Origin of the sequence: Phenylobacterium sp. (assembly GCF_030693625.1) — a bacterium.
Lineage (GTDB): Bacteria > Pseudomonadota > Alphaproteobacteria > Caulobacterales > Caulobacteraceae > Phenylobacterium > Phenylobacterium ferrooxidans.
This window is the reverse complement of sequence record NZ_JAUYAF010000086.1, coordinates 26,810-44,287: the sequence shown is the minus strand read 5'-3', so window position 1 is coordinate 44,287 and position 17,478 is coordinate 26,810. Positions and strand designations below refer to the sequence as shown.

Genomic DNA, 17,478 nt, shown 5'->3' with positions numbered 1-17,478 from the left:
CGCAACCAGACTTGTTCCGTATTTCGATGGATCCGGAGATATTCGTTTTGGCGTCAAAGGCCCGCAAGGCACTCTTCACCGCAGCCGCCGCTGTTCTGCTGACCGGCGTGGCCGAGGCGCAACAGCCGACGCAGGGGCCCGCTCCCTATGAGGGGCCGCCGCCGCCCATTGAGCTGACCCAGACCCAGCCGACAGCCTACCGCCGCGGACTGTCGGACGCTGACGGCACGGCGCTGCGCAGCGCGCTCGACAGCGCCAAGCGGGCCGACGTGACCGGCGCGCGCACCGCGATCGCGATGATCAGCGACCCGATCGCCAAGAAGATCGCCATCTGGGCGTTGGCCGACTCCGCCGCGGACTCCCTGAGCTTCTTCGAGGTGGACCAGGCGCGCCGTGACCTGGCCGGCTGGCCGCGCACGTCGCGCCGCCAGGTGGCGGCCGAGAAGCTGCTGGAGACTGGCGGCCTCAGCCCGCAGCGGGTCATCGACTGGTTCGGCGGCGCGCCCCCCACCACCGCCGAGGGCGCCATGGCCCTGGCCTCGGCCTATCGCGCCACGGGACGGAACAGGGAGGCCGCCGACCTCATCCGCAAGACCTGGCGCAACGACCTGTTCGAGGCCGACCCGCAGCGGTCGATGCTGGCGCGGTTCGGAGACGTCCTGACCTCCGACGACCACATCCGTCGCGCCGACGTCATCCTGTTCGGCAGCCAGGGACCGGCGGCCCGGGACATGATCCCCCTGCTGCCCGCCGATCAGGCGCAGCTGGCCCAGGCGCGCATGGCGCTGCGTCAGAATTCCGCCAACGCCAACGCCCTGGTGAACAGCCTGCCGGCCAGCGTTTCCAACTCCTCGGGCCTGGCCTTCGAGCGAGCCGCCTATATGCGGCGTCGGGGCATGGACCAGGTGGCCCTGGGCCTGGTGCGCAATTTCCCCACCCAGATCGCCTTCCCCGAGATGGGCGCGCGCATCTGGGACGAGCGCTACCAGCTGGTGATCACCTCGCTGCGCAACGGCGACTCCCAGGGCGCCTACCTGGCCGCCGCCAACACTGGCCTGACCGAGGGCGCCGACGCCGCCGAGGCGGAGTTCTACGCCGGCTGGATCGCCCTGACCCGTCTCAAACGTCCCCAGGACGCCGACCGGCACTTCGCCGCCATCGAGAAGATCGGCTCGTCGCCCATCACGCGGGCCAGGGCCCTCTACTGGCGTGGCCGGGCGGCGGAGGCCAGCGGCCAGCAGGACCGCGCCCATGGGTTCTACGGCGCGGCGGCCAAGCACAATACGACCTTCTACGGCCAGCTGGCCGGGGAGAAGGTCGGCGGCCACAGGCTGAACCTGGGTCGCGACCCCACCATCACCCAGTCCGACCGCAACCGCTTCGAGGGCCGCGACGCCGTGCGCGCCGCGCGCATGCTTTACGAGATCGGCAACAAGGACCTGTTCAAGACCTTCGTCCTGACCCTGGACGACGTGCTGCCGACCGCCGAGGAAGAGGCGTTGCTGGTGGACATGGTCCGCGGCTATGGCGACATCGACACCGGCATGAAGGTGGTGCGGGCCGCCGCCCAGCGCGGCTTCATCCTGCCCGAGCGCGGCTATCCCATGCGCTCCACCCCGAGCCTCGCCAACGCCCCTGAACCGGCCCTCATCCTCGGCATCACCCGCCAGGAGAGCGGCTTTGATCCGCTGATCCGATCGGGCGCCGGGGCGCGGGGCATGATGCAGCTGATGCCGGCCACCGCCTCCGCCACCGCCCGACGCCTGGGCGTCGGCTACTCGCTGGGGATGCTGGACGACCCCGACTACAACATGCGTCTGGGCACGACCTATCTGGGCCAGATGGTGGACAACTTCTCAGGCTCCTACCCCATGGCTATCGCCGCCTACAACGCCGGGCCCGGACGGCCCGCCAGCTGGACGGCCTTCTGCGGCGACCCGCGTGGCGCGACCACTGATCCCATAGACTTCATCGAGTGCATCCCGTTCTCCGAGACCCGCAACTATGTGATGCGGGTGATGGAGGGCATGATGGTCTACCGGGCGCGCCTCAATGGCGGCGTCACCCCCATCACCCTGTCAGCGGACCTCAAGCGCGGCGGATACGGGATGGGCTATACGCCCTCAGGCGCGGTACAGACCCAGTACGCCGTCCCGACCCAGGCCGGCGGCGGAATGCAGCCGATCCCCAACTAGGGCTCATTGACCCAGGCTTCGATCAGGGGCGCGACGAGCTCGACGTCCTCGTAGCGATGATCATCGCCGGGGATTTCCCGGGCAGTGCAGAGGGGATGCCTGGCCACAATAGCGGCGAGGTCGCGATAGGCGCCATTGTAGTCCGCGGTCTGCTGGATGAAGAGCGTGGGCACCGCTGCGCAGTGGGCTTCCAGCAGAGGGATCCATCCCTCCGGAATGAACCGCGCCAGCGGGGTCGCCAGGAAGACGCAGGCCTGGGGCGCGAAGCCATGCCGATCGCCCGCCAGCATGACGATCAGGTTTCCGATCGACTTGGAGATGATCAGGTCCGCGCCGCTTTCGCTCACCGCCTGAGCGTCCGGCGAGATATCGGGATTGCTGACGTCGGCACGGTCCCAGAAGCTATGGGGCCGCACAACGGCCTCCGTCTGGCCGATCTCCAGGCGGTCGATCAGGGCCTGCATCTGGCCCAGGGTCTCCGGCTTGCGGCCGGGCAGTCCGAGCACCTTCATGACCGATGTCTCCGCGCGGCGAGGGTCAGGCCTGCCGAGGTTTCTTCCAATCCGCCGTCCAGCCCGAAGACCTCGCGCAGGACTTGGGGCGTCAGGGCGTCGCGGGGTGGGCCATCGGCGACGATGCGGCCCTGCCCCACCACCACCAGCCGGTCGCAGGCCCGAGCGGCGAGGCCCAGGTCGTGCAGGGTCAGGACCACGGCGGCGCCCCGCGCGGCCTCCTCGCGGAAGAGATCGAGAGACAGCAGCTGTGCATCGGGGTCGAGGCCCGCGGCAGGCTCGTCGGCCACCAGCAGGGGCGCGGCGGTGGCCAGCAGCCGGGCCAGGAGCACCCTCGCCCGCTCGCCGCCCGAGAGATCAAGCACGCCGCGCTCGGCCAGCGACGAGAGGCCGACCCGGGCCAGGGCTTCCAGGGCCGCTGTGCGCGCCAGGGCCGGCGGCTTCAGCGCCGCCCCCAGGCTGGCGATGCGCCAGGCCGGCAGGTTCCAGCCGACGCGGCGCTCCTGGGGCAGGTAGCCGGCCAGGGCCGCGCGGGTGGCGTCATCCAGGCTGGTCACATCGCGCCCGGCCAGTTCAGCACGCCCCGAGGCCAGCCTGGCCAGGCCGAGGGCGGCGCGCAGCAGGGTGGTCTTGCCGGCGCCATTGGGGCCTATGACGCCCACCACCTCGCCGGCCCGGACGCTGAGGCTGGCGCCGGTGAGCACGGGGGTCTGGCCGCGCCGCACGGCGGCGTCATGCAGGGAAAGCACCGGGCTCACGCGCGCCAGCTCCGGGCGGCGCGCCAGGCGATCAGGGCGAACAGCGGCGCGCCGAACAGGGCGGTGACGACGCCGAGCTTGAGTTCCTGGTCGGTGGGGATCAGGCGCGCGGCGATGTCGGCGGCGGTGAGCAGGATCGCGCCGGCCAGGGCCGAGGGCGCCAGGGCCTTGCCGGGATCGGCGCCGGCCCCGGCGCGGACCAGGTGCGGCGCGGCCAGCCCCACGAAGCCGATGATGCCCGCCATGGCCACGGCGGCGCCAGTCAGCAGCGAGGCGCCGGCGACGGCGGCGGCGCGCAGGCGGGCCATCGGCAGGCCCGACATGGCGGCGGTCTCCTCCCCCAGGGTCAGCATCACCAGGCCCCGAGCCGCGTAGACGCACAGCGCGGCGCCCAGGGTCATGGGCGCGAGTTCCCAGCCGATGTCGCCCCAGCTGCGGTTGGCCACCGACCCCATGAGCCACGACAGGATCTCGGCCGTTGTGACCGGTGACGGCGACAGGTTGAAGATCAGCGAGGTGAGCGCGCCGGCGAAGGCCGAGAGCGCCACACCGAACAGGATCAAGGTCTCCGGCTCACGAAAGCGCGCGGCCAGGGCGGTGAGCAGCAGGCCGGTGGCGAGAGCGGCGACCAGGGCTGCGGCTTCCGTCCCGCCAGGAATGGCGGCGAGGCCGAGGGCGATGGCGAGCGACGCGCCAAGCCCCGCCCCGGCCGAGACCCCCAGCACCCCGGGATCGGCCAGGGGATTGCGCAGCAGGCCCTGCATGACCGCGCCGGCCAGGCCCAGCGCCCCGCCGACCACGGCGGCGGCCACGACCCGGGGCGCGCGGATGGCCCAGAGGATTTCGCCAGGGCCGGAAGCCGGGTCGCGGAAGGCCTGGGCGTACTGGAGGCCGCTGAGGGACGTCTCTCCCAGCAGCAGGCCCAGGGCGAGCAGGACCAGCAGCGCAGCGACCAGAACCAGGTTCAGCCTCATCGCGGCGCCCTGGCGGCCAGGATCTCCACCGCCTCCGCGGCCGAAGGGTCGGGGCACCCCAGCATCGAGCCGGGAAGACTGGCGATGGTGCGTCCCGCGGCGACCCTGCGCATCACCCCATGACGGCCCAGACCCCAGCGGTTGTTGGCCAGCATGAAGTCGTCGAAGAACCCCAGCACCAAGGCGCGCGGCGGACTCAGCGCCAACTGTTCCAGGGAGATCGGCTGGAAGCCCGGGCCTGGAGGGACCGGTGTCAGGCCGGCGGACTTCAGGATCTGATGCACCAGGGTCCCCTCCCCGCCGGTGAAGCCGCCCGGGGTGACATAGAGCGCCGTGGCCCCGCGCCAGGCGCCGGCGGAACGGTCCAACCGGGCGTCCATGCGAGCGATCACGGCCTCGCCCTGGGCCCTGCGGTCCATGGCGGCGGCCACCCGGCGGACATTGGCCCGCACCCCGCCAAAGTCCGAGGCGTCATTGATCGTCACCACGCGGGCGCCGCGCTTCTCAAGCTGGGCCAGGAAGCGGGGATCACCGCCCCAGTAGCGGACCACGAGATCGGGTTTGGCCGAGAGGGCTGATTCCAGGGTCGTGCGGCGCTGCGGGAGGCCGCGGGCCAGGTCCCGCAGACGGGAATCCGGGTCGTCGGCCCGAGTGGAGAGCCCGACGATGGCGGCACGTGGGCTGAGCGCCAGGACGTACTGGTCGGCGCATTGATCCAGGGAGAGGACCCGAGGCGCGGCCTGAGCTGCGCCCGCCAAGCCCAGGGCCGCGACGAGTGCGGCGATCAGTCGATGACGAGACCGTGCATAAGACCGTCCAGGGTGACCTGGATCACCTCGTCCACCGGCGCCCAGTCGAAGTTCGGGCGGCCGATCATCAGGGCCACCACGCCATGGCAGGCGGCCCAGAGCGCCTGGGCCGCGCTGTCGCCGGTGCCGGTCCGCAGCCGTCCCTCGGCCGCGATCTCGCGCACCGCGCCGCTGAAGATTTCGTAGCATCGCGCGCTCATGTCCGCCGTGCCTTCGTGCCAGATGGTCGATACGGGGTGAACCCCGGCGAACACAAGCAGATAGGCGTTCGGGTGCTCGAAACCCCAGCGCATATAGGAATCCAGCATCTGCTTGACGCGGGTGACGGCGTCCAGCGGCTTGGAGGCGATAGCGGCGTTGCGTTCCAGGAGCTGGATGATGGTCCGCTCGCAGATCTCCAGCAGAATCGCGCCCTTGTCGGGGAAGTGCATATAGAGCGCGGTGGACGAGACCCCGACCTCGTCGGCGATCTTGCGGATGGTGGCGCCCTCATAGCCCTGAGCCACGAAGATACGTTCCGCGGCCTCGAGGATTTCCGCCCTGCGAAGGTGGCCATCGCCCTTGGGCTTGCGCGCCGAGCGCCTCGTGGTCACTGCCGTCGTCACGGGAATCCTTTCGTCATCCGAACAGCTTGCAGCGGAAAGCAAAAGCCCACCCCGCGCAAGTCAGACCTGTAACAATGCGGCATCACGGCCTCGTGCGCCATACCGAGCCTTCCATACCGCGGACCCCAACAGGCCACCGCCCGACTGGACGCCGCGAGGCCGGAACGGGTAAGGCCAAGGCATGAGCAAGCCTGTCCCCACCGTGGCCGAAGCCCCCGGCGTCATGCGCACCACCGGCTGGGCCGACTACGCCCTGCTGGACTCAGGCAATGGGCGAAAGCTGGAGCGCTACGGGCGCTATTCTGTTGTCCGGCCCGAGCCGCAGTGCCTGTGGACGCCTTCGCTCGGCGAGGATGTCTGGGCCAACGCCGACGCGGTGTTTGATCCGACCGACGAGGAGGACGCCGGCCGCTGGCGGTTCCGCGAGCAGCCGAAGGACACCTGGCCGCTGTCCTGGCGGGAGGTCAGCTTCAAGGCCCGCTTCACCGCCTTCCGCCACCTGGCCTTCTTCCCCGAGCAGGCCGCAAACTGGGCGTGGCTGGACGAGAAGGTGCGCGCCGCAGAAGGGCAGCCCAAGGTGTTGAACCTGTTCGGTTATACCGGTGTCGCCAGCCTGGTCTGCGCGGCGGCCGGCGCGGCGGTGACCCATGTCGACGCCTCGAAGAAGGCCATCGGCTGGGCGCGCGAGAACGCCGAGGCCTCGGGCCTCGCGGACAAGCCGATCCGCTGGATCTGCGAGGACGCCCGCCGCTACGTTCAACGCGAGGTGCGGCGCGGCTCGAAATACGAGGGCATCATCCTCGACCCGCCGAAATACGGTCGCGGGCCGGACGGCGAGGTCTGGAAACTGTTTGAGAACTTGCCTGAGCTTTCGACCCTATGTGCTGAACTTCTTTCAGATAAGGCCGAGTTCTTGCTGCTGAACGCCTATGCAGAGCGGATCTCCGGCGCGGCCCTCGCCGGGCTGCTCTCGGAGAAGCTGAAGGATCGCGGCGGCGCCATCGAGTGGGGCGAACTGGCCCTGGTGCAGCAGGACGGCGCGCGGCAGATCGGCATGTCCTTCTACGCCCGGTGGGCGCCGTGAGCGACCGCACCGTCACCTCCCTGACAAATCCGACGGTCAAGGCGGTCCGCGCGCTGCACCTGCGAAAGGCGCGCGACGAGACCGGCCTCTTCGTGGCCGAGGGGCTGAAGATCGTCACCGAAGCCGTGGAAACCGGCCACGCCCCGGCGATCCTGATGTACGGCGCCGAGGCGGGCGGCCATCCCCTGCTGCGCCAGGCCATCAGCGCCACTCGGGCTGGCGGCGGTGAGGTCATCGAAGTCACAACGGAAATCCTCGCCAAGGTGTCGCGCCGCGACAATCCGCAGGCGGTGGTCGGCGTGTTCCATCAGGTGTTCATGCCGCTAGAGGCGCTCGCCCCTTCGTCCGCGCCCTGCTTCGTCGCCCTGCACCGGGTGCGCGACCCGGGCAACCTGGGGACCATCGTGCGCACCGCCGACGCGGCGGGCTGCGGGGCGGTGATCCTGGTGGGCGAGTGCTGCGATCCGTTCTCGGTGGAGGCCGTGCGGGCCACCATGGGCTCCATCTTCGCCGTGCCGATCGTGCGGGCCACCGAAGACGCCTTCACCGACTGGCGCGCCAAGTGGCCCGGCTCGGTGATCGGCACCCTGCTGACCGCCACCGTCGCCCACCACGAGGCGACCTACGCCAAGCCGGCCCTGGTCTTCATGGGCAACGAGCAACAGGGCCTGACGCCGGAGATGGCCGCCCTGTGCGACGTCAACGTCAAGATCCCCATGCGCGGCCGGGCCGACAGCCTGAACCTGTCGGTGGCCACCGGGGTTATGATCTACGCGGCCACGGCCTAGCCGCGGTCAGGTCCCGCGGGGCTTGGCCCGGGCGGTCGGCGCGGTGTTGGCGGGATCCTCAGGCCAGACATGCTTGGGATAGCGACCGCGCATGTCGGAGCGCACATCCTTCCACGAGCCTTTCCAGAAGCCGGGCAAGTCCTTGGTGGTCTGGACCGGGCGATGGCCGGGGGATAGCAGGGACAGGGTGAGCGGGACGCCGCCGGCGACGCTGGGATGCTGTGTCAGGCCAAACACCTCCTGGACCCGAACATCCACGCGGGGGCCGCCCTCTGCGGTGTAGTCGATGGTGAAGGCGTTGCCGGTCGGCGCCGTCCAGCGCAGGGGCGCGGCGGCGTCGAGGCGGCGCTGCTGGTCCCAGGGAATCAAGGATCGTAAGGCCCCGTCGAGGGCGTCGGGCTTCAGGGCGGCCAGGGAGCGGAGACCCGGCAGCAGCGGCGTGAGCCAGTCGTCCAGCCTGTCGAGGAGCGCGGCGTCCGAGAGGTCGGGCCATTCGCCGCCGCCCGCTCGCAGGAAGCCGACGCGCGCCCTGAGGGCCTCGGCGGCCGAGCCCCAGGTGAGGACGCTCAAACCTTCGTTGCGCACCCGGTCGGCCAAGGCCGCGGCGATCAGTTTCGGGTCCGGATTCTCGTCGATCTGTTCGCGCAGGGTCAGGCGGCCGAGGCGGGTGATCTGCTTGGCGCGCAGGCGCCCCGCCCCGCTCTCCTCCAGCCGGCTCTCGACGATGAGGTGGTCGGCGAAGGCCGCGATCAGCTCGACCTCGTCCAACGGGGCGGCCAGCAGGATGCGGTCGCGCCGGTCGCCGCCCCCCAGTTCGGCTATGGCCAGCCACTTCTCCCTGGCCAGGGCGTCCGTGGGCTCGACAAAGGCCCCGCGGCCGCTGACCAGCTGGAACTCGCCGGTGGGGCCTCGCGCCTTGGCGATGCGCTCCGGGTAGGCGAAGGCCAGGAGCAGGCCGTCCTCGAGGGGCTCGCCCCTCCCCGCCTTGCCGGCCATCCCGGCCCAGCGATCGGCGAGGGCCTTGGCGTCCCGGGCGCGGGGGGATCGGTCGCGGTCAAGGCCGTCGAGCCGGTGGCGCAGGTCTGCGTCGCGGCCGCCGAGGTTGCGCTCGGTGACCAGGGCGGCGATGCGTGCGGCTCGGGGCGCCTGGCCGGTCTGCGCGGCCTTGAGGATCATGTGGGCCAGACGCGGGGCCAGCGGCATGCCGCTCAGAGCCTCGCCGTGCGGTGTCAGGACGCCCTCCTCGGTCAGGGCTTCCAGGCGGCGCAGCAGGGTGCGGGCCTCTGAGAACGCGGCGGCGGGCGGGGCGTCCAAGAAGGCCATGGCCCCCACGTCCTTGGCCCCCCAGCGGGCGAGGTCGAGCGCCAGGCCCGAGAGGTCGGCGTCCAGGATCTCCGGATCGGCGAAGGCCGGCAAGGCGCGGGTCTCGGCCTCGTCCCAGAGGCGGTAGGCGACGCCGGGCTCAGTGCGGCCGGCGCGGCCCCGGCGCTGGTCGGCGGCGGCGCGGCTGACGCGGACTGTCGCCAGGCGGGTCAGGCCGCTGGCCGGGTCAAAACGCGGCACGCGGGCGACGCCAGAGTCGATCACCACGCGGACCCCCTCGATGGTCAGGCTGGTCTCGGCGATGGAGGTCGCCAGGACGACCTTGCGCACGCCCGACGGCGCCGGGGAAATGGCGCGGTCCTGCTCGGCGGGATCGAGGGCGCCATAGAGCGGGGCGATCAGCACGTCGGGCCTGCGGACCCGCTCGGTCAGCAGGTCGGCGGTCCGGCGGATCTCGCCCTGGCCTGGCAGGAAGACCAGGATGCTACCGGTTTCCTCGGCGAGCGCCCGCTCGACCGCGCGGACCGCGCGGTCTTCAAGGCGCTGGCGGTCGTCGCGGCCGAGATAGCGGGTGTCGACGGGATAGGCCCGACCCTGGCTCTCCACCACGGGGGCGTCCAGCAGGCGAGCGACCGCCGCGCCGTCCAGGGTCGCCGACATCACCAGCAGCCGCAGGTCGTCGCGCAGCAGGCCCTGGGCGTCGCGGGCCAGGGCCAGGCCCAGGTCAGCGTCCAGGCTGCGCTCGTGGAACTCGTCGAAGATGACCAGGCCCACGCCCTCCAGCGTAGGATCCCCGAGAATCATTCGGCTGAACACCCCCTCGGTGACCACCTCGATGCGGGTCCGGGCCGAGACCCGCGACTGCATGCGCACCCGGTAGCCGACGGTCTCGCCGACACGCTCGCCCAGGGTCTTGGCCATGCGATCGGCGGCGGCGCGGGCGGCCAGGCGGCGGGGCTCCAGCATGATGATCTTGGCGCCTGCCAGCCAGGGCGCGTCCAGCAGGCGCAGGGGGACCAGCGTCGTCTTGCCCGCCCCGGGCGGCGCCACCAGGACGGCCGAGGTGTTTTCCACCAGCGCCGCCTGCAAGGCAGGCAGGATTTCCTCAACAGGCAGCATGCAGGGGGTCTATCCGCGCCCAGGGGCCGCGCCAAGCCTTGCCGCTTGACCGCCGGGTGAGCAGACCGCAGGTTCCGCGCAAGCTTAATTCGCGCGGCGGGGGGCCCGCCGCGATTGGGAGGGAACATGTGGCGTGTAAAGCCGCTCGACGCGATCCTGGCGACCGCTGAGAAGAAATCACTGCATCGCTCCCTGGGGGCGTTCCAGCTGACCATGCTGGGCATCGGGGCCATCATCGGCACCGGCATCTTCGTCCTCACCGCCGAGGCCGCCCAGAAGGCGGGCCCCGGCATGATCGCGGCCTTCATCATCGCAGGCTTTGTCTGCGCGGTGGCCGCCCTCTGCTACTCCGAGATGTCGGCCATGGTGCCGGTCTCAGGCTCCGCCTACACCTACAGCTACGCCGTCATGGGCGAGATGATGGCGTGGATGGTCGGCTGGGCGTTGATCCTGGAATACGCCGTCGCCGCCGGCGCGGTCTCGGTGGGCTGGTCGGGCTATGTGGTCGGCCTGATCGAGAACGCCTTCGCGATCGACATCCCCAACGCCCTGGTGCTGGGACCGATGGATGGCGGGATCGTCAACCTGCCCGCCGCCGGCGTCGCCCTGCTGGTGACCTGGCTGCTGGTGATCGGCACCCGGGAATCGGCGGCCGTAAACGCCGTCCTGGTGCTGGTGAAGGTCTCCGCCCTGACCCTCTTCTGCGTCCTGGCCCTGCCGGTGATGAAGATGGAAAACTTCACCCCCTTCGCCCCTCTGGGGTTCTCCGGGGTGGCGGCGGCGGCGGCCTCGATCTTCTTCGCCTATGTGGGCTTCGACGCGGTCTCCACGGCCGCCGAGGAAACCAAGAACCCCCAGCGCAACATGCCCATCGGCCTCATCGGCTCGCTTGCGGTCTGCACCCTCTTCTACATCCTGGTGGCGTCGGGCGTGATCGGCACGGTGGGCGCCCAACCGGTGATGGACGCCGCCGGCGTCGGCCTGCGCCCCGGTAGCCCCGAGCTGACCGCGGCCTGCCAGTCGCTGGCTGACACCCACGTGGTGTGCTCCAAGGAGGCGCTCGCCTGGACCCTGAGGGAGATCGGCTGGGTCCAGATCGGGAACCTGCTCGGCCTCGCCGCCGGCCTGGCCCTGCCCTCGGTGATCCTGATGATGATGTTCGGTCAGACCCGCATCTTCTTCGTGATGAGCCGTGACGGACTGCTGCCTTCGGGCCTGTCCAAGATTCACCCGAAGTTCCATACCCCCCACGTGATCACCATCATCACCGGGGTCTGCGTCTCGGCCTTCGCGGCCTTCTTCCCGGTCGGGGTGCTGGCCGACATCTCCAACTCCGGCACCCTGTTCGCCTTCGCCATGGTGGCGATCGCGGTGATGGTGCTGCGCAAGACCGATCCCGGACGGAAGCGTCCGTTCCGCACACCCTTGGTCTGGATTGTGGCGCCCGTCGCGATCCTCGGATGCGCCTTCCTGTTCTTCAGCCTCGGGACGGACACCAAGCTGATGTTCCTGATCTGGGCGGCGATCGGGCTAGTGGTCTATTTCGCCTACGGCTTCCGCAACAGCCATCTGGGCCGCGGGATCATTGACGTGCCTGAACTGGCGGCTGACGCGCCGCCCGACTCGGTGCCCCCGATGCCCGGCGCGCAGTAGCGACAAGGAGAGGCCCGGGATCGCATCCCGGGCCTTTTCATATCCGGCCCAAACGCCGATGCTGGGGCCATGTCCGAGCAGGCCTCCCCAATCCGCGCGATCATCGCCCCGGTCACCCCGCTGGCGCAGAACTGCACCATCGTGTGGTGCGTGAAGACCAGGAAGGCCGCGATCATCGATCCGGGCGGCGAGGTGCCGCGTCTGCTGGCGGCGCTGCAGGCTCATGACCTGACCCTCGAGAAGATCTGGATCACCCACGGCCACCTCGACCACGCCGGCGGCACGGCGGCCCTCAAGGCGATCACCGGTGTCCCCATTGAGGGGCCGCACCGGGACGACGCCTTCTGGATCGAGCAGATGGAGGCCAGCGGGGCCAAGTGGGGCATGCCCGAGGCCAAGGGCTTCACGCCGGACCGCTGGCTGGAGGATGGCGACACCGTCACGCTCGGGGAGACGAGTTTCGAGGTCTATCACTGTCCGGGCCACACGCCGGGCCACGTCGTGTTCTTCCACCGCGAGGCGCGCTTCGCCCAGGTGGGCGATGTGCTGTTCCAGGGCTCGATCGGCCGCACCGACTTTCCGCGCGGCGATTTTCAGCAACTGATCGCCTCGATCACCGGCAAGCTCTGGCCGCTCGGCGACGACGTGGCCTTCGTTTCAGGCCACGGGCCGATGTCGCGGTTTGGCGTCGAGCGGAAGACCAATGGCTATGTCGCCGACGATGTCCTGGCCGCGAATTGAGGCTGGTTGATGCAGTTTCAGCCGTGAAATCTGTACGTTACGGGAAGGGCTGAAAATGGCGCGAATGGAACCCAGCACCGAACAGGTCCCCGCGACGGCCCGAATCCTGATGGTCGATGACGATCCGGGCATCCTCGACGTCGTCTCCGATTTCCTGGGCAAGCACGGCTACCTCGTCGAGACGGCCGGGGACGCTCGCGAGATGGAGCAGGCGCTGGAACGCGGCCCTGTCGACCTGATCGTGCTCGACGTCATGCTGCCCGGCGAGGACGGGCTGTCCATCGCCCGGCGGCTCAGCGGCGAGGGTCCCCCCATCATCATGCTGTCGGCGATGGGCGAGGACACCGACCGCATTGTGGGCCTGGAGCTGGGCGCCGACGACTACCTGGCCAAGCCCTGCAATCCTCGGGAACTCCTGGCCCGGGTCCGCGCCGTGCTGCGCCGGGCCGAACAGCGCGGCCAGGCCAACAGCATCGGCGCGGGCTGCGAATTCGCGGGCTGGCGGCTCGATCTGGTGCGGCGCGAGCTGCGTTCGCCGCCGGGCGTGGTGGTGAACCTGTCCTCGGGCGAGTTCTCCCTGCTGCGCGCCTTTGTGGAGCGGCCGCAGCGGGTGCTGACCCGCGACCAGCTGCTCGATTTCGCCCGAGGCCCCGCTTCCGACGCCTTCGACCGCGCCATCGACGTGCAGATCAGCCGCCTGCGCCGCAAGCTCGACGACGGTGGCGGGGGCACCGACCTGATCCGAACGATCCGCAACGAAGGCTATATGTTCACCGCCAAGGTGAAGCGGGTATGACCCCGCCCTGGTCGGGCCGGCCGACCGCCTCGCTGTTCGCCCGCCTGCTGACCCTGATCGGCATCACCCTGGTGGCCTCGCAGGCGATCATCCTGGCGATGATCTTCATCCTGCCGCCGCCGGCTCCCGACTTCTATCGGCTGAGCGAAGTGGCTCAGACCTTCAAGGGCCGCCCCCCCGGCCTGATCGAGCGGCGGCCGCTGGAACTGAAGATCGTCGACCGCGCCTCCTCCCCCACCATGGAAGGCCGCATGGTGCCCAAGATGCGGGCCGAACTCGCCCGCGAGCTGGGAGTCGCCACCAGCCAGGTGGTCTTCGCCGCCCCGTCGCGCCTCCCCGTCTCCGACCGCCGCGTCTTCCGCATCATCCGCGACCGCATCGCCCGCGATGGCGGCGAGCAGGAGGATCACTTCCTGATCGCGCCGTTCGAGGTCACGGTGCAACGGGCCGATGGCCGTTGGGACATGGTCCGCCCGGCGCCCCGCCTGGGGCTGGGGCTCGACCCCTGGCAAATTCGCATCGTGCTGTGGCTTCTCCTGTCGGGCGTTCTGCTGGCGCCGGTGGCCTACATCTTCGCGCGGCGGCTGGCCCACCCCTTCCAGTTGTTCGCGGAGGCCGCCGAGCAGCTGGGCCGCGACCCGAGAGGCGCCCGCCTGCCTGTCTCCCTCAAGGGAACAGCCGAGATCAATGTCGCGGTCACCGCCTTCAATGACATGCAGGATCGGCTGCGCCGCTATGTGGAGGACCGCACCGCCATGGTGGGCGCCATCGCCCACGACCTGCGCACCCCCCTCACCCGCCTTCGCTTCCGGATCGAGAACGTACCCGAGGAGAGCCGCGCCAAGATGGCGGGTGATCTGGACCAGATGGAGGAGATGATCTCCGCGGCCCTGACCTTCGTTCGCGACGCCAGCGGCCCCGCAGAGCGCACGCCCCTGGAACTGTCCTCCCTGCTGGAGAGCGTCTGCGACGAGATGGCCGAGACCGGCAGCGACACCCAGGTGGCGCGTGGCGACAAGGTGATCATCGAAGGCGACCCGGTCGCCCTGCGCCGCCTGTTCACCAACCTGCTGGAGAACGCGGTGAAGTTCGGCGGCCGGGCCCGCGCGCGGGTCTATCGCGATGCGACCAGCGCCTATGTGGAGATCGAGGACGACGGCCCCGGTATTCCCGTCGAGGACGCCGAGCGGGTGTTCGAGCCCTTCTATCGCCGCGAACCTTCCCGCAGCCGGCAGACGGGGGGAATCGGGCTGGGCCTGGCGGTGGTGCGCTCCGTCGCCCGCGGCCATGGCGGCGATGTGGTGATGCTCAACCGCGATGGGGGCGGACTGACGGCGCGGGTGCAACTGCCGCTTTAATCGATGTGCGTCGCCGAGCGTCCGCCGGCCCGCGCGCCCCGTCGCCTGGGCCTCCCGCGGCCTAGCAATCTGATTCGTTTGGAAGAATACGACCGGCGGACAACTTTCCGCGCAACCTCTCCTGCGCCTTGAGGGTTGTCTGAGCGTAACCGTAGTTGATGCAGCCCCCCGCATCTCGTCAAGGCACGCATAGTAGGAGCAACCCCATGGACCTCGATCCCAACGCCAAGCCGAAGTCCCGTCGCGGATTCGCCGCCATGAACCCCGAGCGTCGGCGCGAGATCGCCCGGAAGGGCGGCGCCAGCGTGCCGGGCGAAAAGCGCAGCTTCGCCAAGGACCGCGACCTCGCGGCCTCGGCCGGCCGCAAGGGCGGAGAATCCTCCCGCGGCGGCGGTCGGACTCGCGGACCGCTCGAAGACTGAGCGCCCGGCGATTCGACGAGCTAAGCCACGGCCCCGATCTCTTCGGGGCCGTTTGCTTGTGTGCTGCTAGGCGCGGAGCAGCACCATGGCGAAGGCGGGCTCGGCGCTCTCCCACTGGCGCTCCAGGCGCCAGCCGGCCGCCGCCGCCAGCTTGCCGAAACCTTCCACCGTGAACTTGTAGGAATTCTCGGTGTGCAGGCTCTCGCCGGCCGCGAAGTGGAACGGGCGGCCAGCGACGCGCACGGCCTGATCGCGCTTGCTGATCAGGTGCATCTCCATCCGGCTCTCCACCGCATTCCACACCGCGCGGTGCTGGAAGGCGGCAAGGTCGAAGTCGCCGCCGAGCTCCCGGTTGATGCGGGTGAGCAGGTTGAGATTGAAAGCGGCCGTCACGCCCTGGGCGTCGTCATAGGCCGCCACCAGAACGGCCTCGTCCTTCACGATGTCCATCCCCACCAGGAAGGCCGAGCCGTGGCCCAGCAGCCGCCTGGCGCTGGCGAGGAAGGTCACCGCCTCGTCCGGGCGGAAGTTGCCAATGGTGGAGCCGGGGAAGAAGCCCACGCTGGTCAGGCCGCTGACCTGCGCCGGGAGGCTGAGCGCCGTGGTGAAGTCGTCCACCAGGGGCGCCACCCGCAGGCCCGGGTAGTCGCGGCCGATCGCCTGGGCGGCGTCGTCCAGGGCTGACTTGCTGATGTCGATGGGAACGTAGGCGGCCAGCTGCGGGGCGGCGTCGAGCAACAGCCGGGTCTTGGTGCTGGCGCCGCTGCCGAACTCCACCAGGGCCGCGCCGGGCGGAATGGCGGTCGCCATCTCGCCGGCCTTCTCGCGCAGCAGGGCGGCCTCCGTGCGGGTCGGATAGTATTCCGGCAGGTCGCAGATCTCCTCGAACAGGCGCGACCCCTCGGCATCGTAAAAATACTTGGCCGGAATGGTCTTCTGCGGCCGTGCGAGACCCGCCAGGACATCGGCGGCGAAGCTGCTGTCGACCTCGGCGCGGGCGCGCGGCGCGCCGTCCCAGGCCAGGCGCAGCCCCGAGAACATCCAGCGTTTATCGGGGTGGAAGAAGTTGCGGTAGGTGGCCCGGGCATGGGCCGCCGGCGTCGCGTGACAGCCGCCGCGCAGCACCATCTGACCGCTCATGAACTTGCCGTTGTACTCCCCCACCGCGCCGGCCGCCGGGCTGAAGCCGGGATAGGGACAATAGGCGCTGCGGGTCCATTCCCAGACATCGCCGAACATCTGGCGCAGACCTTCGGCGCCGGTGGCCGCGGCGGGGCCAAGCTGCCCCGAGCCCATGAAGTTGCCGGTCACCGGCAGGTCCGCGGCGGCGTGCTCCCACTCGGCTTCGGTGGGCAGGCGCGCACCGGCCCAGGTGGCGTAAGCGTCGGCCTCGTAAAAGCTGATGTGGGTGACGGGCGCGTGGGGCGCGATGGCGCGGAGGCCCTGCAGGGTCATGGCCAGCCAGCCATGGTCGCCCTTTTGCCAGTAGAGCGGCGCGTTCCAGCCGGCCTCCCTGACCTGCGCCCAGCCCTCGGCGAGCCACAGTTCGGGCTTGGCGTAACCACCGTCGGCCATGAAGGCCAACCACTCGCCATTGGTCACCAGCCGGTCCGCCAGCTTGAAGGGGGCGACGAAGACCTGGTGACGCGGCCCCTCGTTGTCGAAGGCGAAGCCAGGCCCTGAGTGACCGATTTCCACCAGGCCGCCGTCAAAGGCGACCACGCTGGCGGGCCCCGGATCGGCGCTCACCGGCAGGGCCGTGGTGGGGGAATAGGCGGGCTTCAGCGGCGACTGGGCGAAGAGATGCAGGATATCCATCAGGATCAGCTCCTGATGCTGCTCCTCGTGGGCCAGGCCCAGGTCCAGCAGATCGGCGAGACCCTCGACGCCCGAGGACAGCAGGTGGTGCATGGCCTCGTCCACATGGGCGCGATAGGCCAGGACCTCATCGCGCGAAGGCCTCGTCAGCAGGCCGCGCTCGGGTCGCGGCTGACGGGGCCCCAGCGCCTCGTAATAGGAGTTGAACAGGTAGGCGTAACGCTCGTCGAAGGCGCGGTAGCCCGGCAGGTTCGGCTTCAACAGGAAGGTCTCGAAAAACCAGCTGGTATGGGCCAGGTGCCACTTGGCGGGACTGGCGTCTGGCATCGACTGGGCGGCCATGTCCTCCGGCGACAGGTGCCGCACGAGATCCTCGGTGGCCTGGCGGATACGATGATAGCGGGCCGCGGGCTGGCCCAAGGCGCTGCGAAGCGGTGCGGGCACAGGCCCTGCGTCGTCGGAATGCGCCATCGGATACTCCTGGAAACTGTGAGGCGCCCGACAGGCAAGGCGACGCCACGGC

General features: G+C 70.1%; 15 protein-coding genes. 8 read left to right on the top strand and 7 right to left on the bottom strand.

Going from position 1 to position 17,478, the window contains the following annotated elements; genetic code table 11:
* Nucleotides 1-47 precede the first annotated feature (47 nt).
* Nucleotides 48-2,195 (top strand): lytic transglycosylase domain-containing protein, encoded by a 2,148-nt coding sequence (locus Q8N10_RS20140; RefSeq protein ID WP_304774369.1) that lies wholly within the window; start codon nt 48-50, stop codon nt 2,193-2,195.
* Here Q8N10_RS20140 and Q8N10_RS20135 read toward each other — a convergent pair.
* The 5 genes from Q8N10_RS20135 to Q8N10_RS20115 are packed head-to-tail and all read right to left on the bottom strand — an operon-like array spanning nt 2,192 to nt 5,853.
* Nucleotides 2,192-2,707 carry a hypothetical protein gene (locus Q8N10_RS20135; RefSeq protein ID WP_304774367.1) on the bottom strand — a complete coding sequence of 172 codons (516 nt, stop codon included), beginning with the start codon at nt 2,705-2,707 and terminating at the stop codon, nt 2,192-2,194. The genes Q8N10_RS20140 and Q8N10_RS20135 overlap by 4 nt on opposite strands.
* Nucleotides 2,704-3,465: an ABC transporter ATP-binding protein gene (locus tag Q8N10_RS20130; RefSeq protein WP_304774366.1), complete on the bottom strand. Its 762-nt coding sequence runs from the start codon at nt 3,463-3,465 to the stop codon at nt 2,704-2,706. The genes Q8N10_RS20135 and Q8N10_RS20130 overlap by 4 nt, the downstream gene beginning before the upstream one ends.
* Entirely contained in the window at nt 3,462-4,439 is a 978-nt protein-coding gene (locus Q8N10_RS20125) for an iron ABC transporter permease (protein ID WP_304774364.1), read from the bottom strand. The genes Q8N10_RS20130 and Q8N10_RS20125 overlap by 4 nt, the downstream gene beginning before the upstream one ends.
* Nucleotides 4,436-5,197, bottom strand: coding sequence for an ABC transporter substrate-binding protein (locus Q8N10_RS20120; RefSeq protein ID WP_304774362.1), 762 nt, complete (start codon nt 5,195-5,197; stop codon nt 4,436-4,438). Before Q8N10_RS20120 ends, Q8N10_RS20125 begins: the two co-directional genes overlap by 4 nt.
* A 26-nt stretch (nt 5,198-5,223) precedes the next feature.
* Complete coding sequence (locus Q8N10_RS20115; RefSeq protein WP_304774360.1) at nt 5,224-5,853, bottom strand: TetR/AcrR family transcriptional regulator; 630 nt, start codon at nt 5,851-5,853, stop codon at nt 5,224-5,226.
* Between the two features lie 181 nt (nt 5,854-6,034).
* On the opposite strand from Q8N10_RS20115, the gene Q8N10_RS20110 reads away from it, so the two are divergent.
* Both Q8N10_RS20110 and Q8N10_RS20105 read left to right on the top strand, forming a co-directional pair.
* The gene (locus Q8N10_RS20110; RefSeq protein ID WP_304774359.1) at nt 6,035-6,937 is read left to right on the top strand and encodes a class I SAM-dependent methyltransferase; all 903 of its coding nucleotides are present in this window, start codon (nt 6,035-6,037) and stop codon (nt 6,935-6,937) included.
* Nucleotides 6,934-7,725 (top strand): RNA methyltransferase, encoded by a 792-nt coding sequence (locus Q8N10_RS20105; RefSeq protein WP_304774357.1) that lies wholly within the window; start codon nt 6,934-6,936, stop codon nt 7,723-7,725. Before Q8N10_RS20110 ends, Q8N10_RS20105 begins: the two co-directional genes overlap by 4 nt.
* A gap of 6 nt (nt 7,726-7,731) precedes the next feature.
* Here Q8N10_RS20105 and hrpB read toward each other — a convergent pair whose 3' ends face one another.
* The gene (gene hrpB, locus Q8N10_RS20100; RefSeq protein ID WP_304774355.1) at nt 7,732-10,167 is read right to left on the bottom strand and encodes an ATP-dependent helicase HrpB; all 2,436 of its coding nucleotides are present in this window, start codon (nt 10,165-10,167) and stop codon (nt 7,732-7,734) included.
* Between the two features lie 126 nt (nt 10,168-10,293).
* Between hrpB and Q8N10_RS20095 the strand changes: the two genes are divergently transcribed.
* The 5 genes from Q8N10_RS20095 to Q8N10_RS20075 all read left to right on the top strand — a co-directional run bounded on the left by Q8N10_RS20095 (nt 10,294) and on the right by Q8N10_RS20075 (nt 15,137).
* Nucleotides 10,294-11,820 carry an amino acid permease gene (locus Q8N10_RS20095; RefSeq protein ID WP_304774353.1) on the top strand — a complete coding sequence of 509 codons (1,527 nt, stop codon included), beginning with the start codon at nt 10,294-10,296 and terminating at the stop codon, nt 11,818-11,820.
* Nucleotides 11,821-11,889: 69 nt separating this feature from the next.
* Nucleotides 11,890-12,561: an MBL fold metallo-hydrolase gene (locus Q8N10_RS20090; protein WP_304774351.1), complete on the top strand. Its 672-nt coding sequence runs from the start codon at nt 11,890-11,892 to the stop codon at nt 12,559-12,561.
* 64 nt (nt 12,562-12,625) lie between these two features.
* Complete coding sequence (locus Q8N10_RS20085) at nt 12,626-13,357, top strand: response regulator (RefSeq protein ID WP_304774349.1); 732 nt, start codon at nt 12,626-12,628, stop codon at nt 13,355-13,357.
* Complete coding sequence (locus tag Q8N10_RS20080) at nt 13,354-14,715, top strand: cell wall metabolism sensor histidine kinase WalK (RefSeq protein ID WP_304774347.1); 1,362 nt, start codon at nt 13,354-13,356, stop codon at nt 14,713-14,715. Before Q8N10_RS20085 ends, Q8N10_RS20080 begins: the two co-directional genes overlap by 4 nt.
* Nucleotides 14,716-14,921: 206 nt before the next feature.
* Nucleotides 14,922-15,137, top strand: a complete 216-nt coding sequence (locus Q8N10_RS20075) for a general stress protein (RefSeq protein WP_304774345.1) — start codon at nt 14,922-14,924, stop codon at nt 15,135-15,137.
* 66 nt (nt 15,138-15,203) lie between these two features.
* On the opposite strand, the gene egtB is transcribed toward Q8N10_RS20075, so the two are convergent.
* The gene (gene egtB, locus Q8N10_RS20070; protein WP_304774343.1) at nt 15,204-17,426 is read right to left on the bottom strand and encodes an ergothioneine biosynthesis protein EgtB; all 2,223 of its coding nucleotides are present in this window, start codon (nt 17,424-17,426) and stop codon (nt 15,204-15,206) included.
* Nucleotides 17,427-17,478 lie beyond the last annotated feature (52 nt).